The sequence below is a fragment of the Pseudomonas batumici genome, from assembly GCF_000820515.1.
GTDB classification, from domain to species: Bacteria; Pseudomonadota; Gammaproteobacteria; order Pseudomonadales; family Pseudomonadaceae; genus Aquipseudomonas; species Aquipseudomonas batumici.
The window spans coordinates 162613-188711 of sequence record NZ_JXDG01000058.1 but is presented as its reverse complement, the minus strand read 5'-3'; the positions used below and the strand labels follow the sequence as shown (position 1 = coordinate 188711).

22 protein-coding genes and 1 pseudogene are annotated in these 26099 nt (G+C 63.4%); 13 read left to right on the top strand and 10 right to left on the bottom strand.

Going from position 1 to position 26099, the window contains the following annotated elements:
- Positions 1-16: 16 nt before the first annotated feature.
- A complete protein-coding gene (ftsZ, locus tag UCMB321_RS22505) occupies positions 17-1210 on the top strand; it encodes a cell division protein FtsZ (RefSeq protein WP_040070740.1) in 1194 nt (397 codons plus the stop codon).
- 112 nt (positions 1211-1322) lie between these two features.
- Positions 1323-2234, top strand: coding sequence for a UDP-3-O-acyl-N-acetylglucosamine deacetylase (gene lpxC, locus UCMB321_RS22500; protein ID WP_040070738.1), 912 nt, complete (start codon positions 1323-1325; stop codon positions 2232-2234).
- A 49-nt stretch (positions 2235-2283) separates the two neighbouring features.
- Here lpxC and UCMB321_RS22495 read toward each other — a convergent pair whose 3' ends face one another.
- From UCMB321_RS22495 to UCMB321_RS22475, 5 genes are all read right to left on the bottom strand, one after another.
- Positions 2284-3786, bottom strand: coding sequence for a GGDEF domain-containing protein (locus UCMB321_RS22495; protein ID WP_040070845.1), 1503 nt, complete (start codon positions 3784-3786; stop codon positions 2284-2286).
- Positions 3787-3932: 146 nt separating this feature from the next.
- On the bottom strand, positions 3933-5297 hold the full coding sequence (locus UCMB321_RS22490; RefSeq protein WP_040070736.1) for a heavy metal sensor histidine kinase: 1365 nt from the start codon (positions 5295-5297) through the stop codon (positions 3933-3935).
- Positions 5287-5967, bottom strand: coding sequence for a heavy metal response regulator transcription factor (locus UCMB321_RS22485; RefSeq protein ID WP_040070734.1), 681 nt, complete (start codon positions 5965-5967; stop codon positions 5287-5289). Before UCMB321_RS22485 ends, UCMB321_RS22490 begins: the two co-directional genes overlap by 11 nt.
- Positions 5968-5976: 9 nt before the next feature.
- Positions 5977-9072 carry a multidrug efflux RND transporter permease subunit gene (locus tag UCMB321_RS22480; protein ID WP_040070732.1) on the bottom strand — a complete coding sequence of 1032 codons (3096 nt, stop codon included), beginning with the start codon at positions 9070-9072 and terminating at the stop codon, positions 5977-5979.
- A complete protein-coding gene (locus UCMB321_RS22475; RefSeq protein ID WP_040070844.1) occupies positions 9069-10232 on the bottom strand; it encodes an efflux RND transporter periplasmic adaptor subunit in 1164 nt (387 codons plus the stop codon). Before UCMB321_RS22475 ends, UCMB321_RS22480 begins: the two co-directional genes overlap by 4 nt.
- A 297-nt stretch (positions 10233-10529) precedes the next feature.
- On the opposite strand from UCMB321_RS22475, the gene UCMB321_RS22470 reads away from it, so the two are divergent.
- From UCMB321_RS22470 to UCMB321_RS31870, 9 genes and pseudogenes are all read left to right on the top strand, one after another.
- On the top strand, positions 10530-10856 hold the full coding sequence (locus UCMB321_RS22470; RefSeq protein ID WP_040070731.1) for a hypothetical protein: 327 nt from the start codon (positions 10530-10532) through the stop codon (positions 10854-10856).
- Between the two features lie 415 nt (positions 10857-11271).
- A complete protein-coding gene (locus UCMB321_RS22465; RefSeq protein ID WP_040070729.1) occupies positions 11272-11829 on the top strand; it encodes a fimbrial protein in 558 nt (185 codons plus the stop codon).
- Positions 11830-11893: 64 nt separating this feature from the next.
- Positions 11894-12628, top strand: coding sequence for a fimbrial biogenesis chaperone (locus UCMB321_RS22460; RefSeq protein ID WP_040070728.1), 735 nt, complete (start codon positions 11894-11896; stop codon positions 12626-12628).
- A 122-nt stretch (positions 12629-12750) separates the two neighbouring features.
- Positions 12751-15330 (top strand): fimbria/pilus outer membrane usher protein, encoded by a 2580-nt coding sequence (locus tag UCMB321_RS22455; protein WP_084615134.1) that lies wholly within the window; start codon positions 12751-12753, stop codon positions 15328-15330.
- Between the two features lie 14 nt (positions 15331-15344).
- A complete protein-coding gene (locus tag UCMB321_RS22450) occupies positions 15345-16112 on the top strand; it encodes a fimbrial biogenesis chaperone (RefSeq protein WP_084615137.1) in 768 nt (255 codons plus the stop codon).
- Complete coding sequence (locus UCMB321_RS22445) at positions 16105-17085, top strand: fimbrial protein (protein ID WP_040070725.1); 981 nt, start codon at positions 16105-16107, stop codon at positions 17083-17085. Before UCMB321_RS22450 ends, UCMB321_RS22445 begins: the two co-directional genes overlap by 8 nt.
- 87 nt (positions 17086-17172) lie before the next feature.
- Complete coding sequence (locus tag UCMB321_RS22440; RefSeq protein WP_040070723.1) at positions 17173-17415, top strand: hypothetical protein; 243 nt, start codon at positions 17173-17175, stop codon at positions 17413-17415.
- Between the two features lie 222 nt (positions 17416-17637).
- A pseudogene (locus UCMB321_RS31875) lies at positions 17638-17919 on the top strand (PAS domain-containing protein); the annotation flags it as partial.
- Positions 17920-18198: 279 nt separating this feature from the next.
- On the top strand, positions 18199-19221 hold the full coding sequence (locus UCMB321_RS31870) for a methyl-accepting chemotaxis protein (protein WP_425338605.1): 1023 nt from the start codon (positions 18199-18201) through the stop codon (positions 19219-19221).
- A gap of 169 nt (positions 19222-19390) precedes the next feature.
- Here UCMB321_RS31870 and UCMB321_RS22430 read toward each other — a convergent pair whose 3' ends face one another.
- The 5 genes from UCMB321_RS22430 to norR form a co-directional block, all read right to left on the bottom strand.
- The gene (locus tag UCMB321_RS22430) at positions 19391-20143 is read right to left on the bottom strand and encodes a YkgJ family cysteine cluster protein (RefSeq protein WP_040070720.1); all 753 of its coding nucleotides are present in this window, start codon (positions 20141-20143) and stop codon (positions 19391-19393) included.
- Positions 20144-20245: 102 nt separating this feature from the next.
- Positions 20246-20569 (bottom strand): hypothetical protein, encoded by a 324-nt coding sequence (locus tag UCMB321_RS22425; protein ID WP_040070718.1) that lies wholly within the window; start codon positions 20567-20569, stop codon positions 20246-20248.
- 36 nt (positions 20570-20605) lie between these two features.
- Positions 20606-21097: a GNAT family N-acetyltransferase gene (locus tag UCMB321_RS22420; protein WP_040070717.1), complete on the bottom strand. Its 492-nt coding sequence runs from the start codon at positions 21095-21097 to the stop codon at positions 20606-20608.
- A 1-nt stretch (position 21098) separates the two neighbouring features.
- Positions 21099-22001, bottom strand: coding sequence for a chemotaxis protein CheV (locus UCMB321_RS22415; RefSeq protein ID WP_040070715.1), 903 nt, complete (start codon positions 21999-22001; stop codon positions 21099-21101).
- Between the two features lie 118 nt (positions 22002-22119).
- The gene (gene norR / locus UCMB321_RS22410; RefSeq protein WP_040070713.1) at positions 22120-23670 is read right to left on the bottom strand and encodes a nitric oxide reductase transcriptional regulator NorR; all 1551 of its coding nucleotides are present in this window, start codon (positions 23668-23670) and stop codon (positions 22120-22122) included.
- A gap of 155 nt (positions 23671-23825) precedes the next feature.
- Between norR and hmpA the strand changes: the two genes are divergently transcribed.
- Positions 23826-25007 (top strand): NO-inducible flavohemoprotein, encoded by a 1182-nt coding sequence (hmpA, locus tag UCMB321_RS22405; RefSeq protein ID WP_040070711.1) that lies wholly within the window; start codon positions 23826-23828, stop codon positions 25005-25007.
- 353 nt (positions 25008-25360) lie between these two features.
- Positions 25361-25870, top strand: coding sequence for a disulfide bond formation protein B (locus UCMB321_RS22400; RefSeq protein WP_040070709.1), 510 nt, complete (start codon positions 25361-25363; stop codon positions 25868-25870).
- Positions 25871-26099 lie beyond the last annotated feature (229 nt).

Here is a 26099-nt window from a genome sequence, read left to right as displayed (position 1 = left end):
TGAAAGGAGAGGGAACATGTTCGAACTCGTAGACAACGTCCCACAGAGTCCGGTAATCAAGGTTATCGGCGTAGGCGGTGGCGGCGGCAACGCCGTTAACCACATGGTCAAGAGCAACATCGAAGGCGTCGAGTTCATCTGCGCCAACACCGATGCCCAGGCCCTGAAGAACATTGGCGCGCGGACTATCCTGCAACTGGGTACCGGCGTGACCAAGGGTCTGGGTGCCGGCGCCAACCCGGAAGTCGGTCGCCAGGCCGCGCTGGAAGATCGCGAGCGCATCGCCGAAGTGCTGCAGGGCACCAACATGGTGTTCATCACCACCGGCATGGGTGGCGGTACCGGTACCGGTGCGGCGCCGATCATTGCCGAAGTGGCGAAGGAAATGGGCATCCTCACCGTTGCGGTGGTGACCCGTCCGTTCCCGTTCGAAGGCCGCAAGCGCATGCAGATCGCCGATGAAGGCATCCGCGCGCTGAGCGAAAGCGTCGACTCGTTGATCACCATCCCCAACGAGAAGCTGCTGACCATCCTGGGTAAAGACGCAAGCCTGCTGTCGGCTTTCGCCAAGGCTGACGATGTGCTGGCCGGTGCCGTTCGCGGTATCTCCGACATCATCAAGCGTCCGGGCATGATCAACGTCGACTTCGCCGACGTACGTACCGTGATGAGCGAAATGGGCATGGCGATGATGGGCACTGGCTGCGCCAGCGGTCCTAACCGTGCACGTGAAGCCACCGAGGCGGCGATCCGCAACCCGCTGCTGGAAGACGTCAACCTGCAAGGCGCGCGCGGCATCCTGGTGAACATCACCGCCGGTCCCGACCTGTCCCTGGGCGAGTACTCCGACGTGGGTAGCATCATCGAAGCCTTCGCTTCCGAAGCGGCGATGGTCAAGGTCGGTACCGTGATCGATCCGGACATGCGCGACGAGCTGCACGTGACTGTGGTTGCCACCGGCCTGGGTGCGCGTATCGAGAAGCCTGTGAAGGTCATCGACAACACCCTGCAGACCAGCCAGTCGGCTGCCGCCCAGGCGCCCGCGCCGGCGCGTCAGGAACTGCCGTCGGTCAACTACCGTGATCTCGACCGTCCGACCGTCATGCGCAACCAGGCCCAGGCCGGTGCTGCGACTGCCGCGAAGATGAACCCGCAGGACGACCTGGACTATCTGGATATCCCGGCTTTCCTGCGTCGCCAGGCTGATTGATGGAATGTATCAGGAGTATTAGGGTGATTGGTGTTCAGCAAAGGCCTGGTCTGCTATTATCGCCAGCCTTTGTTGATACCTGTTCGCAATTTGCGCTGAAGCGGCCCATGCCATGATTAAACAACGCACCCTGAAAAATATTATCCGTGCCACAGGTGTCGGCCTGCACTCCGGCGAGAAGGTCTACCTGACCCTCAAGCCAGCGCCTGTGGATACCGGCATCGTGTTTTGTCGTGCCGACCTCGACCCTGTGGTGCAGATTCCTGCTCGCGCGGAAAATGTTGGCGAAACCACGATGTCGACCACGTTGGTCAACGGTGACGTCAAGGTGGACACGGTGGAGCACCTGCTCTCGGCCATGGCCGGCCTGGGCATCGATAACGCCTACGTCGAGCTCTCCGCGTCCGAAGTCCCGATCATGGATGGTAGCGCTGGACCCTTCGTATTCCTGATTCAATCTGCCGGCCTGGAAGAACAGGACGCAGCCAAGAAGTTCATCCGCATCCTGCGTGAAGTCACAGTGGAAGACGGCGACAAGCGCGCCACTTTCGTGCCTTTCGAAGGTTTCAAGGTGAGCTTCGAGATCGATTTCGATCACCCGGTGTTCCGTGACCGCATCCAGAGTGCCAGCGTGGATTTTTCCAGCACTTCGTTCGTAAAAGAAGTCAGCCGCGCCAGGACCTTTGGTTTCATGAGTGATATCGAGTACCTGCGCAAGCACAACCTCGCACTCGGCGGTAGTGTGGAAAACGCCATCGTGGTCGATTCGGATGGTGTACTGAACGAAGACGGCCTTCGTTACGAAGACGAATTCGTCAAGCACAAGATCCTCGACGCCATTGGTGACCTCTACCTGTTGGGCAATAGCCTGATTGGTGAGTTCAAGGGCTTCAAGTCCGGTCACGCGCTGAACAACCAGCTCCTGCGCAAGCTCATCGAGCAGAAGGATGCCTGGGAAGTGGTGACCTTCGAAGACGCCAGCACCGCGCCGATCTCTTACATGCGTCCCGTTGCGGCCGTGTAACGACTCTCTCCTTTTGTCGTACTTGAAAGCCGCCTTCGGGCGGCTTTTTTTATGCCCGCGTTCTTGTAGGCGCGAGGCTCGCATGCACCGCCCGGTCGCGGCCCTCGTGCTTGGCCTGGTACAGCGCCTGGTCGGCCTTGCGCAGCAACTGCTCCACCGTGCCTTCGCTGGGCGGGGACGTGGTGCTGGCACCGATGCTGACGGTGATCGCTTGCGCGTCCCCCTTGAAGGGCGCCTGTGCGGCCATGGCCGCCCGGATCTTTTGCGCCAGGTTCAACGCGCCGTGCTCGTCGGTTTCCGGCAACACCACGGCGAACTCTTCGCCGCCATAACGCGCGGCCATGTCGCCAGGACGCCGAATGCTGTCGCCGATCACCTGCGCCAGCTGCCGTAGGGCCTGGTCGCCGACCGGGTGGCCGTGGCGGTCGTTGAAGGCCTTGAAATGATCGGCATCGATCATCAGCAGCGACAGGGGTTTGCCCGAGCGTTGCGCCCTGGCCCACTCGCGCTGCAGGGCTTCGTCCAGCGCCCGGCGATTGGCCACGCCGGTCAGCGAGTCGGTTGCCGCCAGTTCGGCGAGTTCCTCTTCGGCGCGCAGGCGCAAGCGCAGTTCCCGGGACAGCAGCCAGGTCAGCCAGAGCACGATGAGGCAGAGAACGCCCGTGGCCAGGCCGACCAGCGACGCGGTATGCCGCCAGGCGCGATAGACATCATCGGTGGAGAGCGCGACCACCACGATCAGCGGCAACTCACCCACCTGGGAGAAGGTATAGAGCCGTTCGGCGCCGTCGACGCTGGAGACGCTGGTAAAACTGCCTTCGCCCTCGTGCAGGATGCGGATGAAGTTGGGGCGATTGCCGAAGTTCTTTCCGACCAGTTCCTCGGCCAGTGGTGGCTGTTGGGCCAGGAGAATACCCGCCGTGCTGATCAGGTTGACCGAACTGCCCTTGCCGACATTCAAGGTCTTGAACAGCGCGTCGAAGTAACTCAGGCGCATGGCGGCCGCGGCGACCCCGAGAAACTCCCCATCTGCCGAGGACACCCGGCGGCTGAAACCGATCAGCCAGGGATGGGGCGCCCGGCGAGCCTTGAACGGGCGACTGATCATCAGTCTCGGGCTCGGGTCGTGCAGATGAGCCTGGAAGTATTCACGGTCGGAGAAATTATCCATTCTCGGCTTGATCGAGAGCGAGTCGGCAATGACATCGCCCTGGCGATCGAGCAGGAGAACGTCGCCTCTGTGGGAGGTGGTCGAGGACCGGTCGAACAGCGCCAGATGACGAACCTGGGGCGGCACGCTCGCCAGGTCCGGGCGTTGCGAGGCCTCGATCAGGCCCTTGACCGCCTGGTCGTAGAGTTCCACGTTGCGCAGCACATCGGCATCGATCAGTTGCACGATATTGCTCGCTGCCCGGGCGGCGGCCTGGGCAGCACTGCCGCGCTCGCGGACCAGCAGGTAGGTCACGATGGCGAGAATGGCAACGACCGTGAGCGTGCTACCCAGGATCAGCAGGAGCTGCGGGTTGGCGGGTTTTGCCGAGTGGTGGTTGATAATGGCACTCTCATCGCATGGGTTTATTGGCGCATGTATACGGCCCACGCAAGAAAAACGCCAGTCTGAAGCGACGTGTCTGTGGAGTTTCAGCTCTGGAAAACCTCGATCGGGTCGGCCTGGGGCCGATCCAGTTCGCTACCGGTTCAGGCCGGCAGGTGGAGGCCAAAGGTGTTGACCCCATCCTGGCTGCGCACGAACACGTCGCCACCATGCATCAGGGCGATGGCCTTGACGATCGCCAGCCCCAGTCCATGGTTGGCGCCACTGTTGCTGCGCGAGGCATCGACCCGGTAGAAGCGTTCGAACAGCCGCGCGAGATGCTCCCCGGCAATGGCTTCGCCAGGGTTGGAGACGGCAATCGCCACCTGCTCGCCCTCGCGCTCGATGCGCACCTCGATCACCTGCCCCGGCGCCGTGTGTTGCACCGCATTGCTCAGCAGATTGATCAGGGCCCGGCGCAAATGGGCGATCTCGATCCGCACCTGGGCATCGCCGCTGACCCGTACCTGGACCTGGGCGTCCTCCAGGATGAAATCCAGATAGTCGAGGGTGGTCGCCACCTCGCCGGCCAGCGAGGTGCTGATCAGCTTGGTGGCCTTGCTGCCCTGGTCGGCACTGGCCAGGAACAGCATGTCGTTGATGATCGAACGCAGGCGCTCCAGTTCTTCGAGGTTCGATTGCAGGACCTCGAAATAATGCTCCGCCGAGCGTCCGCGGGTCAGTGCCACCTGGGTCTGGCCGATCAGGTTGGTCAGCGGCGAGCGCAGTTCATGGGCCACGTCGGCGTTGAACGACTCCAGTCGCGAATAGGCTTGCTCGACGCGCTCCAGGGTCGAGTTGAAGGAATTGACGAACTGGCTGAGTTCCGGTGGCAGCGGCGACAGCTGCAGGCGCCCGGACAGCCTCGGCGGCGCCAGTTTCTGCGCCTCTTCCGAGAGCTTGATCAGGGGTTTCAGGCCGATCCGCGCCACCCAGTAACCCAACGCGGACGCCAGCGCGATGCCGATGATGGCCAGACCGATCAGGGCGATCAGCAAGTGATGTTGGGTCTGGCGGAAGGTTTCGGTATCGATGGCGATCAGAAACTTCAGCGGCGGACGCGGTCCCTTGGCCGGCAAGGCGTTGACCAGCACCTTGAACGGGTAGGCGTGCCCCGGCAAGCGCAGGTTGCGCATGCCGGCGGGGCCTTCGGCGAAGGTGCGAACCAGAGCGTCGGGAGTGCCATACTCGTAATTTTCATCGCCACTGACCACCCAGAAACGAATGCGCATGTCCTCTTCGCCCAACTGTTTGAGCTTGGCGCTCACCTTGGCCCAATGCTCCAGGGTGCTGTCGTGATTGAGCGATGACAGCAGCACACTGGAGCGCGCCTCCAGCTCGGCTTCCGGCAACAGACCCAGGCTTTTGTCCACCTGCTGGTACAGGGCCCCGCCGATCAACAGGAACACCAGCAGCGCCACGCCGCTGAACAGGCCGCTCAGGCGCAGGGCGATGCTGTTAGTCGGCACCGCGGCTCTCCAGCACGTAGCCCATTCCGCGAATGGTGTGCAGCAGTTTCTGTTCGAACGGGCCGTCGAGCTTGGCCCGCAGGCGCTTGATCGCGACTTCGACGACGTTGGTGTCGCTGTCGAAATTGATGTCCCAGACCATCTCGGCAATGGCGGTCTTGGAGAGGATTTCGCCCTGGCGCCGAGCCAGCACGCTGAGCAGCGAGAACTCCTTGGCGGTCAGGTCCAGGCGTACCCCGGCGCGGCTGGCCTTGCGGCTGATCAGGTCGACCCAGAGGTCGGCGACACTGATCTGCACCGGCTCGTGGCCGCCGCCGCTGCGCCGGGTCAGGGCCTGCAGGCGGGCCACCAGTTCGAGGAAAGAAAAGGGTTTGCCCAGGTAGTCGTCGGCGCCTTCGCGCAGGCCGCGAATACGGTCTTCGACGCGCTCGCGGGCGGTGAGCATGATCACCGGCGTCTGCTTGCGCGCGCGCAGTGCCTTGAGCACGCCGAAGCCGTCCAGTTCCGGCAGCATCACGTCGAGCACGATGACCGCATAGTCGCTTTCCAGCGCCAGGTGCAGGCCGCCGACGCCATCCCGGGCGAGGTCCACCGTGTAGCCCTGTTCGGTCAGGCCGCGATGCAGGTAGTCGGCGGTTTTTTCTTCGTCTTCGATAATCAGAACGCGCATGAACCCGCCTCAGAGAGTGATCGCCGGCGCGGGCGCCGGTGTCGGCCGATGGAAGAGCCGCTCAAGCCACAAGTATATGACGGGGGTGGTGAACAACGTCAGCGCCTGGCTCACCAGCAGCCCGCCGACCACGGCGATCCCCAGTGGCTGGCGCAATTCGGCGCCGGTGCCGTGGCCGATCATCAGCGGCAGGGCGCCGAGCAGGGCGGCCAGGGTGGTCATGATGATCGGGCGGAACCTTGTGATACAGGCCTTGTAGATCGCCTCATCGGGCGACAGGCCACTACGCTGGGCCTCAAGGGCGAAGTCGATCATCAGAATGCCGTTCTTTTTCACGATGCCGATCAGAAGCACCAGGCCGATCAGCGCCATGATCGAGAAGTCCTGGCCCAGCAGCCACAACATGATCAGCGCGCCGAGACCGGCGGACGGCAGGGTGGAAATGATCGTCAGCGGGTGCACGAAACTTTCGTAGAGCACCCCGAGGATGATGTAGACCGCCACCAGCGCAGCGAGGATCAGCCACGGCTGGCTGGCCAGGGAGCTCTGGAAGGCCTGGGCCGCGCCCTGGAAGTTACCGCTGATGGAGGCCGGCATGCCGATTTCGTTCTTCACCTGGTTGAGCATCAGCACCGCATCGCCCAGGGCCACGCCGGGCATCAGGTTGAACGACAGGTTGGCGGCCGGGAACATGCCGTCATGGGCGATGGACAACGGTCCGCTGCTGGGCACGTCGAAGCGCGCCAGGGCCGACAGCGGGACCATCTCACCGGTCAGCGGCGAGCGCAGGTAGAAGTAGTTCAGGCTTTCGGCCTTGCCGCGCTGCGCGGCATCCAGCTCGAGGATCACGTTGTACTGGTTGGTCTCGGTCTGGTACTCGTTGATCTGCCGCTGGCCGAAGGCGTCGTAGAGGGCTTCGTCGACATCGCTGGCGGTCAGGCCGAAACGCGCGGCGGCGCTGCGGTCGATGTTGATATGGGTGATGCTGCCGCCCAGTTGCAGGTCGTTGGACAGGTCGCGAAACGCCGGGTTGGCCCGCAGTTTCTCCGTCAGGCGCTGGGTCCAGGTATTGAGCGTGTCGCCGTCATTGCTCTTGAGCACGTATTGATACTGGGCCCGGCTCGGCCCGGAGCTGAGGTTGATGTCCTGGCCGGCCCGCAGGTAGAGGACGATGCCGGGAATCTTCATCAGTTTTGGGCGAATGCGGTCGATAAAGGCGCTGGCGGACACATCCCGCTGGTCCTGGGGCTTGAGTGCGATAAAGAAGCGGCCGTTGGCGATGGTCTGGTTGCTACCGGAAACGCCCACCGAGTGGGAGAAGGCCTGCACCGCCGGGTCGGCCGCGACAATCTCGGCCAGGGCCTTGTGCTTGGCCACCATGTCGTTGAAGGAAACGTCGGCGGCAGCCTCGGTGGTGCCGAGGACGAAGCCGGTGTCCTGGATCGGGAAGAAGCCCTTGGGAATGAACACGTAGCCGGCAATGGCCAGGCCCAGGGTCAGGCAGAACAGCCCGAACATCAGTTTCTGGTGCGCCAGGGCGCGGCGCAGGCCCCGTTCGTAGACGGCCAGCAGGCGTTCGCCGAAACCGGGTTTGGCATTTTCGTGATGCACCGGCGCGCGCATGAACAGCGCGGCCAGGGTCGGTGCGAGGGTCAGCGAGACCACCACCGAAATCAGGATGGTCGAGGTGGCGGTCAGGGCGAACTCCTTGAACAGGCGTCCGACCACGCCGCCCATGAACAGCAGCGGAATGAACGCGGCGACCAGCGAGAAGCTGATCGAGACCACGGTAAAGCCGATTTCCCCGGCCCCCTTGATCGCGGCTTCGCGCATGCCGTCGCCGGCTTCGAGGTGGCGATGGATGTTTTCCACCACGACAATCGCGTCGTCCACCACGAAGCCCACGGCGATGACGATCGCCACCAGGGTCAGGTTGTTCAGGCTGAAGCCCATGACGTACATCAGGGCAAAGCTGGCCACCAGGGACACGCCGAGCACGGCGGAGACGATCAGGGTCGCCGACAACTGGCGCAGGAACAGCGCCATCACCGCCACCACCAGCAGGATGGCGATCAGCAGGGTCATTTCCACTTCATGCAGCGAGGCGCGGATGGTCTGGGTCCGGTCGATCAGCACCTTGACCTGCACCGAGGCCGGCAGCATGGCTTGCAGTTCCGGCAGGGCGGCCTGGATACGGTCCACGGTCTCGACGATGTTGGCCCCCGGTTGGCGCGAGATCACCAGGTTCACCCCTGGCTCGTCACCGGACCAGGCTTGCACGTAGGCGTCCTCGGGACCACGGATCACCCGGGCGACATCCTTGAGCTGGACCGGTGCGCCATTCTTGTAGGAAACGATCAGCTGCTGGTATTCCTCCGGCTGGAACAGTTGGTCGTTGGTCGACAGGGTGGAGATGCTCGACTTGCCGTACAGCGCGCCCTTGGCCAGGTTGAGGCTGGTCTGCTGGATTGCCTGGCGGATGTCCGCCAGGGTCAGGCCGATGGCCGCCAGCTTGTCCGCCGAGGCCTGGACCCGGATGGCCGGGCGCTGCTGGCCGGTGATGTTGATCTGGCCGACGCCATCAATCTGGCTGAGCTGGCGGGCCAGCAGGGTTTCGGCGTAGTCGCTGAGCTCGGTGCCGGGCATCCGGCTGGAGCTGACACTGAGGATCAGCACCGGGCTGTCGGCCGGGTTGACCTTGCGCCAGGTGGGCAGGGTCGGCATGTCCTTGGGCAGCTTGCCCGAAGCGGTGTTGATTGCTGCCTGGACTTCCTGGGCGGCGGTGTCGATGCTTTTACTGAGGGTGAATTGCAACGTCAGGGTGGTGGTGCCCAGGGCGCTGCTGGAGGTCATCTGGGTCATGCCGGGGATGGCGCTGAATTGCACCTCCAGCGGCGTGGCGACTGAAGACGCCATGGTTTGCGGGCTGGCACCGGGGAGCTGGGCCGACACCTGGATGGTCGGGAACTCCGCTTCCGGCAACGGCGCCAGGGGCAGGCGCGGGAAAGCGATCGCACCGAGCAGCACCAGGGCGAAGGTCAGCAGGAGGGTCGCCACCGGATGATCGATGCACCAGGCTGAAACGCCGCGACTGTCCTTGATCATGGCTTGGACTCCATGGCGCTCTGTCGGTCAGCGACCTTGGTTTCGCCCAGCACTTCGATCCGCGAGCCGGGCTTGAGCCGCGACTGGCCATCGCTGACCAGCACATCGCCGGCCTGCACGCCGGTGATGATGTTCAGGTCGCTGTCCTGGTAGGCCATCTGCACCGCGACCACTTCCACGCCGCTGCCTTTGACCCGGTAGACGAAGTAGTTGTCCAGGCCGCGCTGGACCACCGAGGGCGGCACCACCAGGGCGTCGCGCTCCAGGGCGGTCTGGATCTTGATGTTCACCAGTTGGCCCGGCCAGAGTTTCTGGGTCTTGTTGCTGAATTCGGCCTTGGCCTTGATGGTCCCGGTGCCCGCCGCGACCTGGTTGTCGATCAGGGTCAGGTGGCCTTCGCCCAGCAGCAGGCCGCTGTGCCCGTCGTCCCCGAGGAAGGCGCTGACCGGTGCCGGCGGGGTGGTGGCGAGCAAACCTTGCAGCGTCGGCAGCATCTGCTGGGGCAGGGAGAACTCCACGGCAATCGGGTCGATCTGGGTCACCGAGAACAGGCCCTGGGCATCGCTCATGCGCAGGAAGTTGCCTTCGTCCACGGCACGAATGCCGACCCTGCCGCTGACCGGCGAGTGGATCTGGGTATAGGAGAGCTGGACCTGCGCCGCGTTAATCGCCGCCTGGTTGCCTTGGGCGGTGGCCTTCAACTGATTGACCAGCGCTTGTTGCTGGTCGTAGGTCTGCTTGGAAATACCGTTGTCGACCGTCAGCAACTTGTAGCGCTTGAGGTCGACCTCCGCCACCTGCAACTGCGCCTGGCTTTGCGCCAGCTGGGCCTTGGCCTGCGCCAGGCTGGCCTGGATCGAACGGTCATCCAGGGTTGCCAGCAGGTCGCCTTCCTTGACCAGTTGTCCTTCCTTGACCAGCAGCCGGGTGAGGATGCCGTCGATCTGCGGGCGGATCACCACGCTGTGCAACGACAGCACCGAGCCGATACCGCTGACATAACGCGGCACGTCCTGCTGGATCACGCTGACCACCTTGACCGGCACGCTGGCACTGGCGGTGGGCTTGGCCTGGGACGGTCGGGTCAGCGTCCAGATCGCGGCAGCGGCCAGGAGCACCACCAGGCCAAGGATCAACGCGGTTTTCTTCGGGATACGCATGCTGTCAGGGCGCCGGGACAAAGGGATAGGGGGGAATGCTGGCAGAACAGTCGTTCCTTTATAACCCCCTGACCGGGTCAGCAAGGTGACGGCCACCTGACAGGGCTGTCAGAAAACTGTCTGTCTTATAACCCGTCGGCTATTAAAGCGCCTATCGCTTTGGGCGATAACGTTAAAGAGTATCCAGGGCGGACAATCAATGGCGATATATCCTACAGATGATTCCTTAATTTCTGGTGCAGTGGCTTGCAGTGATCTTTACTTGCTAATGCCGACCCTGTTTTGGGAGTGTTGGAAATGAACGGGAAAATAATAAGTCTCGGCGTCCTGTTGCTGATCACCGGCGGTTTCAACGTACCGACAGCGAAGAGCGCCGGGCTGATCAGGTTTTCCGGACAGATCGTGGAGTCCGGTTGCGAAGTCGGGACGCAGGCAACAGGCAATGTCGGGCCGCAGAGTCGATGGCTCAAAGTCTCTTCTGCATTGAGTTTGAATGTCGATACGGCAGCCAATGCCTGTCGCGAGGGTCGGGTGCCTTTTAGCGTGAGCTATCAGCCCCTGGCGGCGAGTGTCGCGACCCGACAGACGGCGGGGCAAGGCGTGGTGATCATCACGTACAACTGAGTTGTACGTGCGCTCACGCGCCAGGTGTTGTCGATGGCGTGTATAGACGGGCCGCCAGGCGGGTAAAAATCCGGCGACCTGCGGGAGCGCGCATGCCCGGAACTTGGCGATATTGAACAAATAGTGCTGTTTGCAACTATCTGCACTGGCATCAGATCAATATCAAGGTACTTTGTCATTGTGTTTTGCGGGTGAGCTGTTTCGTGAAAGTGGTTTGAATATTAAACACTGATTGTTCCTGTTTCTTTGAGTTTGGAATGACGCCGAACTCTGACAGTATTGGCATGCCTCTTTGTAAGCGCGGTCTTAGTTGTCCAGTCGCGAAGGGCTTACAGCGTTATATAGTCTTCGGGTCTATAGTGCTCGCCACCCAAGTGATGGGTGCAAACGAATTAACTCGAAGGATTGTGTTCGCATGAAAAAGATCTCTATGACCCTGGCTTTATTGGCGGCGACCCTGGGGGCAATCACTACCGCACACGCAGCCAACGGTGGCACGCTGAACTTTACCGGTGCCTTGACCAACACCAGTTGCGAAGTGTCTTCCGGTGGCGGTTCGGCCGATAACATCCCGGTGGACCTGGGGCGGGTGTCCTTTGCCGATATCGGTAACCGCACCGACTCGCGGCTGGGCACTGCGAAAAACATCGACCTGGTGGTGACCTGCCTGCAACCCGCGGCGGAGAACACCGTGCATATGTCGTTCCGGCCCGCGCAAACCGACGCCAACGATCCTTACCTGTTGACCACCGCCGGTGCCGCCAAGGGTGTGGGGATCGGTCTGGTACGCCGCGACAGCGACGCCTTCCTCAATATCCAGGATCCCACCGACACCATTGACGGCGTCCTCCAGCCCAGCGGTACCGGCTCGAGCGGTGCACTGGCCCTGAGGGCGGTGTTCGTCAAGAACGGTGTGGCCACGGTACCCGGTGGCGCAACCGGCACCGTGCCTTTTGTCCTGACTTATAACTAAGCGGTTTTCTTGAACGGAGCTTTTCACAGCTCCGTTCTTTTGTTCATTGAAAGGGGTAGTTCACATGCGGAACGTTTTTGCTCCGGTGATCGGTATTGTCCTGGCCATGTCGATAGGAGCCGATGCGCGGGCGGGTATTGTGTTGAATACGACACGGGTGGTTTACCCGGCGCAAGACAAGGAAGCGGTACTCAGTGTACTGAACAACAACTCATCGGCCATCTTGCTGCAGTCCTGGCTCGAAGCCGATGAAGGGGTCACGCAAGAGCCGCCCTTCGTGGTGGTGCCCCCCCTGGTGCAACTGCCCTCGGGCGGTCGGCAGACGGTTCGCCTGATTCATTCCGGGGCGGCGATGCCGCCGGACCGTGAGTCGCTGTTCTGGTTGAATGTGCAAGAGATTCCCCAGGCCAGCGAGCAGGAGAATGTCCTGCAGATCGGCATCCGCCAGCGTATCAAGGTGTTCTACCGTCCGGGCCGGCTCAACGAGGATGTCGAGCAGGCGCCCGGGCTACTGCGCTGGAGCCTTCGCCGTGGCGGCGTCCTGAATGTCGTCAACACCGGGCCCTATCACCTGACGCTGGTGGACATCCAGTTGCTGTCCGGCGGGCATCGGGTCCTGCAGCAGAAGCATTCGATGCTGGCCCCGGGGCAGTCCGTCAACTATGAGCTGCAGGAACATGCCCAGGCCCAGAACGCCCAGTTGAATTTCAGTGTCATCAACGACCACGGGGCGCTGGTGCGTTATCGGTTGTCCTCGGGTGACTGGACCCAGGGCCAGGCGCAACCGCTGGACAGTTAGCGTCCTCGATCGTTATCCGATTTTTCTTTCAATGCCGGGCCCCGTGCGCAGGTCAGGGCGTTGCGCGCGCGGAAAAGGAATTCGCCTGGAACACACTTCAAGCTATTGAGTGAAGGTTGCAAATGGACTGGCTTTATCAGCGAACAAAGGAAGTTCTCGGGTTATCACGTCATGGGCGCGCCGGAGGTTTCGTCCGCGCCCTGCTTGAGCAGGCACGAGGTCCATGGGGCTTCAAATGGTCATTGGGGGTGGTGCTGATCGCGCCGGGCTCTGCCTTTTCCGAACCGTCGGGCGATGAAAGCAGGCAGGGACCGCGCTTCAATACCGCCTTCATCCACGGCGGCGAACAGGCGGCGGACCTCAAGGCCTTTCTGGAGGGCAACAGCGTACTGCCGGGGACCTACCGGGTGGACATCTACCTCAATCGCAACCTCAGCGCGCGTCGCGACCTGTTATTTGTCCGCAACGCCGCGACCGGCCAGGTCGAGCCTTGCCTGACGTTGCCGGTGCTCGACGACCTGGGGCTGGACCTGGAGCGCCTGCGCAGCCTCGGGGTGGTGACCGAGGGCGGGGCGCCCGAGCAGTGTTTCGATTGGCGCCGCCTGGACCAGGCCAGTGTCGACTACCAGCCCAATAGCCTGCAACTGAACATCAGCGTGCCGCAGATCGCCTTGCGCCGCAGCGCCCGTGGCTATATCTCGCCGCAACTGTGGGATCGCGGCGTGAACAGCGGATTCATTGACTACAGCTTTATTGGCAACCGCCGCGAGGTGACCGGGGTGCGCACCGACAGCTATTACCTGGGGCTGAACAACGGTTTGAACCTGGGCGACTGGCGTCTGCGCAACCAGTCCTCGCTGTTGCAGGGTACCGATCAATCGGCGCGTTGGAGCAGCAACAGCACCTTCGCCCAGCGCGACCTGACCGCCTGGAAGAGCCAATTGACCCTGGGCGAGACCTATACCGACTCGCGGATCTTCGACAGCGTGCGCTTTCGCGGTGTCCAGGTGGCCACCGACGACGGCATGCTGCCGGACAGCGAACGGGTGTATGCGCCGACCATCCGCGGCGTGGCCGAGAGCAACGCGACGGTGGAGATCCGCCAGAACGGCTACCTGCTGTACAGCGCCAATGTGGCGCCCGGGCCTTTCGAGATCCGCGACTTCTACCCCAGTGGCTCCAACGGCGATCTGCTGGTGACCGTGATCGAGGCCGATGGTCGGCGCCGCACCTTTACCCAGGCGTTCGCCTCCCTGCCGATCATGGTGCCCGAGGGCACCTTCAGCTACAGCGTCGAAGCCGGGCAATACGACAGCAACAGCAGCGGCTACCAGACCCCCGGCTTTGCCAGTACCACCCTGATCTACGGCCTGACCGAGCACCTGACCGGCTATGGTGGCCTGCAACTGGCCGGGGACTATCAGGCCAGCAACCTGGGGGCGGGGGTCAATACCGGGCTGGGGGCGATCTCGGCGGACCTGACCCATTCGGTCAGTCGCCAACCGGCGACAGATCTGGGCGGGCAGAGCGTACGTCTGCGCTACGCCAATACCGTGAATGCCACGGGTACGACCTTTGCCATTGCCGGTTATCGCTATTCCAGCGAGCAATACCGTACGTTCGACCAGCATGTGCAGGAGCGCAGCCAGCCCGGATTGATCCTGCAGGGGCGGGCCAGGGACCGCTTGGATCTCAACCTCAACCAACCGTTGGGCACCGGGACCTTGAGTGTCTCGGCCCTGGAACAGCGTTTCTGGGACCTGCCCGGCACTTCCCGGCAGTACAACCTGACCTACGGCGGCTATTGGCGCGACCTCAACTACAGCCTGTCGCTGGACCGCGCCGAAGTGCTGGATATCAACGGCCAGGCCGGTACCGACCATCAATTGACCCTGACGCTTTCGCTGCCGCTGGGCAGTCATGAGCGGTCGACCCGCGCCTCGTTTACCGGTACGCACGACAGCCAGGGCGGCTCCAGCGCCCTGGCCGGATTGACCGGGCGGCTGCCGGAGAGTCGCGACACCTTCTATTCGGTACTGGCCGGCAATGACGGCAGCGGCGCCGGTGCGGGTTCGGCCAGCCTGAACAGCACCACGTCCATGGGGCGTTTCGAAGCCGGCTACAGCCATGGCCGCGACTTCAACAGCTGGAACCTCGGGGCCCGGGGTTCGCTGGTGGCCCATGGCGGTGGCATCAACCTCGGCCAGTCGCTGGGCGACACCTTTGTGCTGGCCCAGGTGCCCGGTATCAGCGGCGCCCGTTTCAACAACTTCAGCGGTGTCGAAACCGGCGCCAACGGCTATGCGGTGGTGCCTTATGCACAACCCTACCGGGCCAACTGGATCAGCCTGGATACCCGCGACCTGGGCGCCGATGTGGAGGTGGATAACGCCATCGCCCAGGTGGTTCCGCGGCGTGGCGCGGTGGTGCTGGCGAGCTTCAAGGCCAATGCCGGGCGGCGGGTGCAGTTCGAACTGAGCCAGGCCGATGGCAGCCCGATTCCCCTGGGGGCGAGTGTCCAGGATGCCGACGGCCGGACATTGGCGGTGGTTGATCCGAGTAGTCGTGCGCTGGTGCTCAGTGAGCAGGAGCAAGGTGTCTTGACCGTCAGTTGGTCGGATCGGAGCTGCCAGTTTTCGTTCAAGCTGCCCCCCAGGGACCCGCAACGAACCTACGAACGGATTCGAGGTGTGTGCCGGTGAAGGGCCTGAACCTGATGCTGGTGCTGCTGGGCTTGCTGGCGGGCGGCCCGCTGCAGGCCGCGGTGTCCCTCAGCGGTACGCGGCTGGTGTTCGACGGGCGCTTCCGCGAGGTGAGCATCGAAGCCCGCAACCGTGGCACGGAGGAGGTCCTGTTGCAGGCCTGGTTGAGCGACGCGAACGAGGGGCCGGAGCCGTCGGTGAACCTGCCCTTTGTGCTGACGCCGCCGTTGGTGCGGCTGGCACCTGAACATCGCCAGGTCTTGCGCCTGATGTACGAAGGGCTGGGCATGCCGGTGGGGCGTGAGTCGCTGCTGCACCTGTATGTGCTGGAGATTCCCCGCAGCCGTCCGGGCGACGGGCTGCTGAACATCGCGATCCGCCAGCGGATCAATGTGCTGTACCGCCCGCCGGGGCTGCCGGGCGATCCGGCGGCCACCCCGCAGCGCCTGAACTGGACGCTGGTGCGTGATGACAGTGGCGTCCATCGGCTGCGGGTGGAGAACCCGACGGTGTTCCACGCCGCCCTGTTGAACATTCAGATCGAGGAGGACCCGCTCCAGGGCACCTCCCAGCCTTTGGGGGACGATCTGCTGGTCCCGCCGGGAGAACGTCGGGAGCTGATCCTGGCCCGTTCCCCGGCGCAGCACCTGCGCTTCAAGGCACTGACCGACTATGGCGGCCAGCGCGTCTACCGCGCACGGCTGGCCTTCGGTACCCCCTTCAATGCATCACTGAGTGCCGACACCGCCCATTCCGAACAGAAGGTTTCATCCCATGACTAAGCTTGATTACCGTGCCTGGTTGCGTCCGTTGCTGTGCCTCGGACTCTTGAGTCCGGCCAGCGCGTTTGCCCTGACCTGCACGTTGCAGGGCAGTGCTGCCACCCTTGTCAACGCCGACCTGGGCAGCACGGTCGCGATACCGGCCTCGTCCCCCAATGGCAGCGTGATCTGGCGCTCGGAACCGTTCAACCTGGCGGTCGATTGCGCCCGGGACACCCCCCAGGGCGGGGACGAGGAGGTGTTCATCTACCTCAACCCGGCCGGCCAGGTGATCGGCCAGGGCATCCGTGCCGGCTTGACCCATGACGGTGTCGATCATCGCCAGAACAGTGGGCGCATCGCCACCGGGCGGCGGGTGCCGGGCTGCCCCGAGGGGGCGTGCCCGCCCTTGAGTTTCAACCTGGCCTTCTCGGTGTTCATCGAGAAGTTCGGGCCCACGCCGCCTTCGGGGGTGGCGAGCAACCTGCAGGACTATCGCCTGTTTCAACTGGACGGGGGGGCGGGACCGAGTGCGGCTGGGCGTTCGCTCAATTATGTGATCAACAACCTGGCGGGCCTGCGTTTCGTCGCCTGTGATGCCGAGCTGCAGGTGATTCCCGAGACCGTCGACTTCGGACGGGTCGCCATCGAGCGGGTGGTCATGGGCCAGGTGGCCGCGCGTCGTCCATTCGCCCTGCACACCAGCCGAACCTGTGACACCGCGTTCAGCCTGGACGCCCGCTTGAAACCGGTGTCGGGCAGCGTGTCCGGGGACTTGCTGATTCCCCAGGGCAATGACGGGGTGGGGATCCGGATCGTCCGGGCGGACGGTGGGCAGGGGATTCCCTATAACCGCTCCTTTCATCTGGCCGAGCTGCTGGGCGAAACCCGGGCGGCCATGGCCCGGTTCGACGCCGAGCTGGTGTGGAACAGCGACCGGCCCAAGGCCGGGCCGTTCTCCGCCGGGGTGGTGGTCGATTTGTTCTATAAATGACCGTGGGCGGCGGCGCGGGCAGGGCGCTCGCAGGTATACTGCGGACTTTCGGTTCGACCTGATCCGTCCCGCCTTTTCGGAGCTTCCATGACTTCCCCTGAACAACCGTCCGTTTCCGTTAACCCGGGTGAGGAACCTGTGGTCGAGGCCGAGCTTGCGGTCGGTGAAAAGCCCGCCATCCCGGCTTTCAGCTTTCCGTTCAAGCCCGCTGAATTCGCCGCGGCGAAAAAGACCGGCCAGACCTGGCACCAGAAAGGTGGCAAGGACGGGCATCACGAGAGGCCGGGCCGCGCGCCCAATGGCACGCGGCGGTCCATGGGCAAACGCTGAGTCGCGCTCGGCGTTTCACCGCGATACATCGCCCTACGCCCTCCTGCAGGAGCCGGCTTGCTGGCGATGAGGGGCAAGACGGTATCTACAAGGGGGGATTGTCGTCGAATTGTCAGGATATGGGCTAAATGCCAGTATCATGAGCTGGATCAGTGTTTTGCTTTTCCGTGCGCTTAGAGTCGACGCCCTGCCGACTCCTCTCACTCTCCGAGCGCGCTTTCGATGAAGATCAATCTCCCGATTACCGGGCGAAATGTAGACGTCGCCTTTGATGCCAACATCCTTTCGACCACCGATCTGGACAGCGCGATAACCTACGCCAATCCCGACTTCATCAGGATCAGCGGTTACAGCCGCGAGGAGTTGCTGGGTTCGCCGCATAACCTGCTGCGCCATCCGGACATGCCCGGCGAGGCGTTCGCGCATATGTGGCAGACCCTCAAGGGCGGGCGCTCGTGGATGGGGCTGGTGAAGAATCGCTGCAAGAATGGCGATCACTACTGGGTCAGTGCCTACGCCACCCCCGTGACCCGCGACGGCCAGACGGTGGAATACCAGTCGGTGAGGACCCGGCCCGGCGCCGGGCAGATCGAGGCCGCCGAGCGCTGGTACGGCTGGTTGCGCAACGGGCGCTTGCCCTGGCGTCAGCGCCTGCCCCGCCTGAGCCTGCGGACCCGGCTCTGGGCGCAGTCCAGCGTGGCCTTCGCGGTTGTCCTGATGCTGGGGCACGGTTTTGCCGGGCTGTCGGTGGAGGTCGAACTGGGGCTCTGGGCCCTGGGCAGTATGCTGGTCGGCGCGCTGACCCATTGGGCCCTGCGCCCGTTTGCGCAACTGACGGCGCGCGCCGGGGAGATTGCCGACAACCCCTTGAGCCAGGCGATCTATACCGGCCGTCGCGACGAGTTCGGCCAGATCGGCTTTGCCCTGAACATGCTGGAGGCCCAGGTCGGTGCGGTGGTGGGGCGTATCGGCGATGCCTCGCTGCGCCTGTCCGGGCATGCCCAGGCGCTGGCCCGGGATATTCAAAGCAGTCATGGCAGCACCCTGGATCAACAGGCCGAAACCGACCAGGTCGCGGCGGCCATCCAGCAGATGAGCGCCAGCGTGGCCCAGGTCGCCAGCAATGCCCAGCAGGCGTCCGAAGCGGCCGACCAGGTGGGTAGCGAAACCCGCGAGGGTCATCATCTGGTGGGGGAAAGTCGCAGCGCGGTGTTGCGCCTGGCCGACGAACTGGCGCGGGCCACCGAGGTCATCCTGCATCTGGAGAGCCACAGCACCGAGATTTCCACGGTGCTGGAAGTGATCCGCGGGATTGCCGACCAGACCAACCTGCTAGCGCTCAATGCCGCCATCGAAGCCGCCCGCGCCGGGGAGCAGGGCCGCGGGTTCGCGGTGGTGGCCGACGAGGTGCGTGGGCTGGCCCAGCGTACGCAGCAGTCGACCAACGAAATCCAGCGGATGATCAGCAACCTGCAGGACGGTGCGCGCAATGCGGTGACGGTGATGCAGCAGAGCAGCCAGCAGGCCGAGGACAGTGTGCAGCAGGTCCAGCAGGCGGCCGATGCCCTGGCCGGGATCAGTCAGCGGGTCAGCCGGATCACCCAGATGAGCCAGCAGATCGCTTCGGCGGTGGAGGAGCAGAGCAGCGTCAGCGAGGACATCAGCCGCAATATCGTCAGTATCCGCAATGCCTGCGAGGCGCTGGTCAGCGTCGGCAAGCAGAGCCATCTCAACTCGGGCGATGTGGCGGGACTCGCGGACGACCTGCGCTCACTGGCCCAGGAGTTCTGGCGCAAGCGCTGCTGAAATACCTCGCTGGCTGACGGGGTCAACGCGATCTCTTGTAGGAGCCGGCTTGCTGGCGATGGCGTCCGAATGATTGCCGCAAGACTCAAGGGCCTCATCGTCGGAACGCCGCCCGCAGCAAGCCGGCTCCTACAGGTCCGTGTTTCTCCAGGGGGATCTTTATCAGGGCTCAGGCTGGCTGCAAGGCGATAAAGGCATAGGTTGTCGCCGCTTCGCTCACCACCCGCGCCCCCGCCGCCTGCAACTGGTCGGCGATGCCCGGGCCGGAGACATGAAAGCTCCACTCGCCCGCCGCCGGCCAGTGCGTCAGTTGTCGCACCTGGTCAATCGCCGCCGCGAACGCCGACATCTGCGGCAGGTAGGCGGTAAAGCCGTCCCCCTTGAGCGCCGTGGTGCGAATGCCCAGCTGTGCGCAGATCACTTCCTTGGCCTGGATGTCGTCACGGTCGGCCTGGCGCGAGGCCTCGATCAGCCGCGCCAGTTCCGGGTCCTGCAACTGTCCACCGACGATCAGCAGCGGTTGCGTGTCTTGCCAGGACTCGGGCGGGCAGTCCTTGGCCTCGGGCCGCAGCGGGATATGCGGATTGATTTCCATCGGGTAGATCCGGCACACCAGTGGCCGCCGTTGATAGATCCGGCAGAGCAGGTCTTCGTCAAGATTCCGGCAGGGGCCGCTGTTGTAGGCGGCAAAGGTGATGGCGACACGGGCTTCGGTGCGACCGCTGGGCACGCCCCAGGAGCGGCGCAGCACGTGATCGCGTTGGGCTTCCGGCAGGCCCGGGCCATCCGTCAGGAAGGCTTCGACCAGGACAATCACCTGGCCGCCGTCCGCGGCCCATTGCCGGGCCTCGGCAAGCGTCAGGGGCACATGGTGATCGGTGCAGCATTTGCCGCAACCGACGCAGGAAAAATGGGTACTCATGGGGGAAACGACCGAAAGGCAAGGACAGGGCAGGGACGGTGACGTAATTCCGTTTTGTTTCGCCGTGGAAGCTTCGGTCAAAGCAAGTTATGCGCCAGCCGCTCAGTTGCTGCGGGCGGGCATGACCGAGTCCCATTCACTGATGACGGCACTCTTGCTCTTCTTGTTGTACAGGCACAATTCGGTACCCGGCTGGTTCTTCATGTGCGCCTGGGGATAGCGACCGTGCAGCAGCAGCGCGGTGTAGCCGACCTTGTCGTCGAATTGCGCGGGGTTGCCCACGGGCTTGACGTTCTTCAGTTTGCTGGCCTTGGTGCAACTGGCGACCACGGCCTTGTTGTAGCTTGCCCAGGCGTCCGGGCTGGCGGCCTGGGCCTGGCTGGCCAGGGTGACGAGGCTGATGAAGAGCAGGGTGAAGGCTTTCATGACAGGTCTCCTTCAAGGGCGGCGGGCAAGGGGGGATTATGCCTGAGCCGGGCTGACTTCATAGCGTTCGATAAAGCGCATGCCGGCGCGCTCGTAGAGTCGCCTGGCGACCAGGTTGTTCTCCATGACCTTGAGATCGACGAAGGCTTCGCCCCGCGAGGCGAACACCTTGAAGGCCTGGCGCAGCAAGGCCTGGCCGAGGCCTTGGGCGCGCCGACGCGGATGCACCACCAGGTCCTTGATATAGGCGCTGGTCCAGCACAGGGCGACACCGACCAGGCCATGCTCGTCCAGGGCGATCAGGCACAGCGAGGGATCGAATTCGGCGTCGCTGATGAAGCGTTCGCGCCACTCGGCGAAGCCTTCGACGCTGCCGCCGCCGTCCCGGTAGCCCAGCTTCAGCAAGGCATGCACCGGTTCCATCAGGTCCGTTCGCAACACGCCCACGCGGATACCGGTCGGCCACTGGGGGAGGTCCAGCAAGTCGTCGAGGTCCTTTCGCAGCAACTGGCAGTGACGGTCCGACATTTCAGATCCCTTGGGCCGCGACGGTCCTGGCGGCCTGGATCAGGCACTTGGTCAGTTCCGGCGAGGAAAACTTGGTCAGCACCGCATTGGCCCCGGCCAGCCTGGCCTTTTCACTGTTCATGGCGCTGTCCAGCGAGGTATGCAGGAGGATATAGAGGTCCTGGAAATCCGGGGTTTCGCGCACCGTGCGGGTGAAGGCGTAGCCGTCCATCTCGGACATCTCGATGTCGGAGACCACCACGTTGATCTGCTCGGCGGTGCCTTGCAGCTCCAGCAGGCAACCAATGGCGTCCTTGGCGCTGCGGGCGGTGTGGCAGGTCAGGCCGAGGTTGCGCAGGGTGTGCACCGATTGCTGCAGGGCCACCTGGCTGTCGTCGATCACCAGGATACGTGCATGGCCGAGGATTTCCGCTTCTTCCATGCTCAGTTCGGTCGGCGTGACGTCGATCTGCACCGGCGCGATGGCGTGGATGACCTTTTCGATATCCAGCACCTGGACCAGCGTCCCGTCGACCTGGGTCACCCCGGTGATAAAGGCCTTGGGGCCGCCGGAGCCGTAGGGTGGCGGGCGGATATCGGTGGTCAGGCAATGGACGATCTTGCTCACCGCCTGGACATGCAGGCCCTGTTTGGAACGGCTGATATCGGTGACGATCAGGCAACCGCCGTCCGGGTCCACCAGGGGCCGTTCGCCGATGGCGCGGCTCAGGTCGATCACCGACAGCGAAGCCCCGCGCAGGGTGGCGATGCCTTTGACGTGGGGATGGGACTCCGGCAGCTTGGTCAGCGGCGGGCAAGGAATGATTTCACTGACTTTCAGCAGGTTGATCGCCATCAGCTTGCCGCTGCGCAAGGTAAAGAGCAGAAGTGACAGCGAGTCTGCGCGGGCTTTGTTGGAAGACATAGAAACCTTCTGTGGAAAAAGGTGGTCCGGGACAGGTTAACCCTGAACGGCTCTCGATGATGGGTTATCGACCCGAGAGGAGCGGGCTTTAGGCGTCATGCACAACTCCCTCGTAGGTTTACTTCAAGTTCAGGCGTTTCGCCATCCGCCCCAGGTTGGCCCGGTCCAGCCCCAGTTCCCGGGCGGCGCTGGCCCAGTTGTGCTGGTGTCGCTCCAGGCAGGCGCTGATCAGTTGCCGCTGGTAGTTTTCCGTGGCCTGGCGCAGCTCGACACCGCTCTCCAGGCTCGGCGGGGCAGGGGGTGGCGCTGCCGGGGGCTCTGCCGCCGCTGTCGGCAAGTCCAGATCGGCGGCGCTCAGGCTGAGGATCTTCGGCCGTTCGTGGCAATTGCCCAGGGCTTTCAAGGCGCTGCGCCCGATCAGGTGTTCCAGTTCCCGTACGTTGCCCGGCCAGTTGTAGGCCAGCAGCGCCGCCTGCGCATCCGGGCTCAGGCGCAAGCTGCCCAGGCCCAGGCGCGAGCGGTTCTGCTCAAGGAAAAAACCGCTCAACAGCAGGACATCGCGACCGCGATCGCGCAGCGCCGGCACTTGCAGCGGGTAGACGCTCAGGCGATGGTAGAAGTCGGCGCGATAGCGTCCGCTGCGCACCTCTTCGGCCAGGTCGCGGTTGGTGGCGGCGATCAGGCGTACATCCACCTGATGCTCGCGGTCCGAGCCCAATCGCTGCAGCTGGCCGCTTTGCAGCACCCGGAGCAATTTTGCCTGGACGGTCAGCGACAGCTCGCCGACCTCATCGAGAAACAGCGTCCCGCCATTGGCCAGCTCGAACTTGCCCCGGCGATCGCTCACGGCGCCGGTGAAGGCGCCGCGCACGTGACCGAACAACTCGCTCTCCACCAGGGTATCCGGCAGGGCGGCACAGTTGAGGCTGATGATGGGTTTTTCCGACCGCGGCGAGGCGGCATGGATCGCCTGGGCGACCAGTTCCTTGCCGACCCCGGTTTCACCGGTGATCAGTACCGTCAGGTCGCTGCCGCCCACCAGGTTGATCTCTTCCACCAGGCGCTTGTGGGCTTTGCTCTGGCCAATCATTTCGCGATTTTGCGGGCCGTTGGCCTGGCGATAGAGTTCGGCGCGCTGGTGTTCGTCCTCGACGCGCAACGCCAGGCGTTCGATGCGTTCGGCGGCATTGACCGTGGCCGCCGCGAGGCTGGCGAAGGCCTGCAGGGCATCGAGCTCGATCCGTTCGAAACGCTCCGGGTCGAGGGCGTCGAGGGTCAGCAGGCCCCAGGGGCGTTCATCGATGAACAGCGGGCAGCCCAGGCAGTCATGGACCTCCAGGTGTTCGGTCAACCCCTCCACCAGGCCGTCGTAGGGGTCCGGCAGATCGGTGTCGCTGTCGAAACGGGTCGGCCCTTGGCTGCCGAGCAGGATCTGGAAACGCGGATGCTCGCTGACTTTGAAGCGCCGACCGAGGGTGTCGGTGCTCAGGCCATCGACGGCCAGCGGCACCAGCCACTCGCCGTCCAGGCGCAGCAGCGCGGCGGCGTCACAGGGCAGCAGGGCGCGCATGGCTTCGAGCAGGCGTCGATAGCGTTCGCTTTCCGGCAGCTCCCGTGAGAGATCCGAGACCAGCGGCAGCAGGGTGGTCAGCAAGAGTTTTGCAGTCATATTGACTCCTGTGGTGTCAGAATGACTATAAAGTGCTTGTGGTCTTTATGACTAACATTATTTTAACTAATTGATTTATAAGGTTTTTAATTTTGGCATGGAGTGTGATTGATACAGGTCAATTCAGATCAAACCTCACACCCAGGAGTTGACCCATGCTGAGCGTTCAAGACCGTGCCATCGTCAAATCGACTGTCCCGCTGCTGGAAAGCGGCGGCGAGGCGCTGATCACTCACTTCTATCGGATGATGCTGTCCGAGTATCCGGAGGTGCGCCCGTTGTTCAACCAGGCCCACCAGTCCAGCGGCGACCAGCCCCGGGCCCTGGCCAACGGTGTGTTGATGTATGCCCGGCATATCGATCAGCTCGACCAGTTGGGCGATCTGGTGGCCAAGATCATCAACAAGCACGTCGCGCTGCAGATCCTTCCGGAGCATTACCCGATTGTCGGCACTTGTCTGCTGCGGGCCATCCGTGAAGTGCTCGGCGATGAAATCGCCACCCCCGAGGTGATCGCTGCCTGGGGCGCGGCCTACAACCAGTTGGCCGACATCCTGATCGGTGCCGAAGCCGCGATCTATGACGAGAAGGCCCTGGCGCCCGGCGGCTGGCGCGGTGCCCGTCTGTTCAAGGTCGCGGCCAAGGTCGAGGAAAGCCTGGAAATCACCTCGTTCTACTTCGAACCGGTGGACGGCCAACCGATCCTGGCGTTCACGCCCGGGCAGTACATCGGCATGAAACTGGTCATCGATGGCGAAGAGGTGCGGCGCAACTACTCGCTCTCGGCGCTGGCGAAGGCCGGGCAGTACCGGATCAGCGTCAAGCGCGAGGCGGGGGGGCGGGTGTCGAACTACCTGCACGACCAACTGGCGGTCGGCGCCACCCTGGAGCTGTTCCCGCCGGCGGGCGAGTTCACCCTGGCGGCCAGCGACAAGCCGCTGGTGTTGATCAGCGGCGGGGTCGGCATCACACCTACCTTGCCGATGCTTGAAGCCGCCTTGGCGAGCGAGCGGCCGGTGCACTTTATCCACTGCGCGCGCAATGGCCAGGTGCATGCTTTCCGTGACTGGGTCGATGGCCTGGCCGAGCGCCATCCGCAACTCAAGCGCTTCTATTGCTATGCCGAGGATGACGGCGTGAGCCCGCCGGCGGACAAGGTCGGCTTGCTGAGCCAGGAACAGTTGGGCGAGTGGTTGCCGCAGGAACGTGACCTGGATGCCTACTTCCTCGGACCCAAGGGGTTCATGGGCGCGATCAAGCGTCACTTGAAAGCCCTGGGGGTGCCGGAGAAGCAGAGCCGGTATGAGTTCTTCGGCCCGGCCGCGGCGCTGGAGTAACCTGCGAGACAGCCGTGGCAGGCGCATCCTCCACGGCTGTCGGGATCAGGGATTGCGCGGATGGATAAAAATCCCCGGGCGCGTTAATCCCGGTTTAATCGGTTTGTCGTTAATTCGCCGATCATTGTCGGCGATCCTGTGGTGGTTTACCCATACTCCCGCGGACACTGGCGTGGTGTGTTCAATACGCTCAAAGGTCATGGTCAACGTGTAGACTTGCCGGTAACGAATGTCCGTCGGGTTGAAACGGTCGGATCGCGACCCATGGGCCTATGGGACACAATCTCGGTCTGATGACGCAGCGTGTTGCGCTGCCCTCTGGCCGATCCAACAACGAGTCTAAGGGAAACAGGATGACTGACGAAATGATGCGGCTGGGACGGGAAAAGCGCTTCCTGGTCCTGCTGGGGCTGATCTGCCTCGCCTTGATCGGCGGCGCGTTGTACATGCAGGTGGTGCTGGGCGAACTGCCTTGCCCGTTGTGTATCCTGCAGCGCTACGCCTTGCTGTTCATTGCGCTCTTCGCCTTTATCGGCGCGTCCATGCGCACCACGCGCAGCCTCACGGTGCTGGAAGTGCTGGTATGGCTCAGTGCCGTCGGCGGCATCATTGCGGCGGGCCGGCATGTCTATATCCAGGCCAACCCGGCGGTGAGCTGCGGCATCGACGTGTTGCAACCGATCGTCGATGGCCTGCCCCTGGCGTCGATCTTCCCGTTGGGCTTCCAGGTCGAGGGTTTCTGCGAAACACCGTACCCGCCGGTGCTGGGTCTGTCCCTGGCGCAGTGGGCGTTGGTGGCCTTCGTGCTGACGGTGCTGCTGGTGCCGGTGGGTATCTACCGCAATCGCCGGAAAAGCCGCTGATTCCTGCGTCTGGTCCTTGCAAAAACGCCCCGATTCTTTGTACAAGGTCGGGGCGTTTTCGTGTCCGCCAAACCTGCTGAAAGACACCCTGATGCGGGGCAATAAGAGGGGTGAAAAAAGTGCGACATATTGTCACGTCGCAGCGGTCGCACCCGCGGTTTCGGACCTCGATGTCATCTTCTGATTGACAGCCATTCTCGAAAAAGTTCCCTTCCTCCCTCCCGGCATC

What these genes read in the sequence shown, in the direction of transcription:
- ftsZ (WP_040070740.1), top strand. Translation starts at nt 17, where the DNA reads ATGTTCGAACTCGTAGACAACGTCCCACAGAGTCCGGTAATCAAGGTT.
- lpxC (WP_040070738.1), top strand. Translation starts at nt 1,323, where the DNA reads ATGATTAAACAACGCACCCTGAAAAATATTATCCGTGCCACAGGTGTC.
- UCMB321_RS22485 (WP_040070734.1), bottom strand. Translation starts at nt 5,967, where the DNA reads ATGCGCGTTCTGATTATCGAAGACGAAGAAAAAACCGCCGACTACCTG.
- UCMB321_RS22480 (WP_040070732.1), bottom strand. Translation starts at nt 9,072, where the DNA reads ATGATCAAGGACAGTCGCGGCGTTTCAGCCTGGTGCATCGATCATCCG.
- UCMB321_RS22475 (WP_040070844.1), bottom strand. Translation starts at nt 10,232, where the DNA reads ATGCGTATCCCGAAGAAAACCGCGTTGATCCTTGGCCTGGTGGTGCTC.
- UCMB321_RS22470 (WP_040070731.1), top strand. Translation starts at nt 10,530, where the DNA reads ATGAACGGGAAAATAATAAGTCTCGGCGTCCTGTTGCTGATCACCGGC.
- UCMB321_RS22465 (WP_040070729.1), top strand. Translation starts at nt 11,272, where the DNA reads ATGAAAAAGATCTCTATGACCCTGGCTTTATTGGCGGCGACCCTGGGG.
- UCMB321_RS22460 (WP_040070728.1), top strand. Translation starts at nt 11,894, where the DNA reads ATGCGGAACGTTTTTGCTCCGGTGATCGGTATTGTCCTGGCCATGTCG.
- UCMB321_RS22455 (WP_084615134.1), top strand. Translation starts at nt 12,751, where the DNA reads ATGGACTGGCTTTATCAGCGAACAAAGGAAGTTCTCGGGTTATCACGT.
- UCMB321_RS22450 (WP_084615137.1), top strand. Translation starts at nt 15,345, where the DNA reads ATGCTGGTGCTGCTGGGCTTGCTGGCGGGCGGCCCGCTGCAGGCCGCG.
- UCMB321_RS22445 (WP_040070725.1), top strand. Translation starts at nt 16,105, where the DNA reads ATGACTAAGCTTGATTACCGTGCCTGGTTGCGTCCGTTGCTGTGCCTC.
- UCMB321_RS22440 (WP_040070723.1), top strand. Translation starts at nt 17,173, where the DNA reads ATGACTTCCCCTGAACAACCGTCCGTTTCCGTTAACCCGGGTGAGGAA.
- UCMB321_RS31870 (WP_425338605.1), top strand. Translation starts at nt 18,199, where the DNA reads ATGCTGGTCGGCGCGCTGACCCATTGGGCCCTGCGCCCGTTTGCGCAA.
- UCMB321_RS22430 (WP_040070720.1), bottom strand. Translation starts at nt 20,143, where the DNA reads ATGAGTACCCATTTTTCCTGCGTCGGTTGCGGCAAATGCTGCACCGAT.
- UCMB321_RS22425 (WP_040070718.1), bottom strand. Translation starts at nt 20,569, where the DNA reads ATGAAAGCCTTCACCCTGCTCTTCATCAGCCTCGTCACCCTGGCCAGC.
- UCMB321_RS22420 (WP_040070717.1), bottom strand. Translation starts at nt 21,097, where the DNA reads ATGTCGGACCGTCACTGCCAGTTGCTGCGAAAGGACCTCGACGACTTG.
- UCMB321_RS22415 (WP_040070715.1), bottom strand. Translation starts at nt 22,001, where the DNA reads ATGTCTTCCAACAAAGCCCGCGCAGACTCGCTGTCACTTCTGCTCTTT.
- norR (WP_040070713.1), bottom strand. Translation starts at nt 23,670, where the DNA reads ATGACTGCAAAACTCTTGCTGACCACCCTGCTGCCGCTGGTCTCGGAT.
- hmpA (WP_040070711.1), top strand. Translation starts at nt 23,826, where the DNA reads ATGCTGAGCGTTCAAGACCGTGCCATCGTCAAATCGACTGTCCCGCTG.
- UCMB321_RS22400 (WP_040070709.1), top strand. Translation starts at nt 25,361, where the DNA reads ATGACTGACGAAATGATGCGGCTGGGACGGGAAAAGCGCTTCCTGGTC.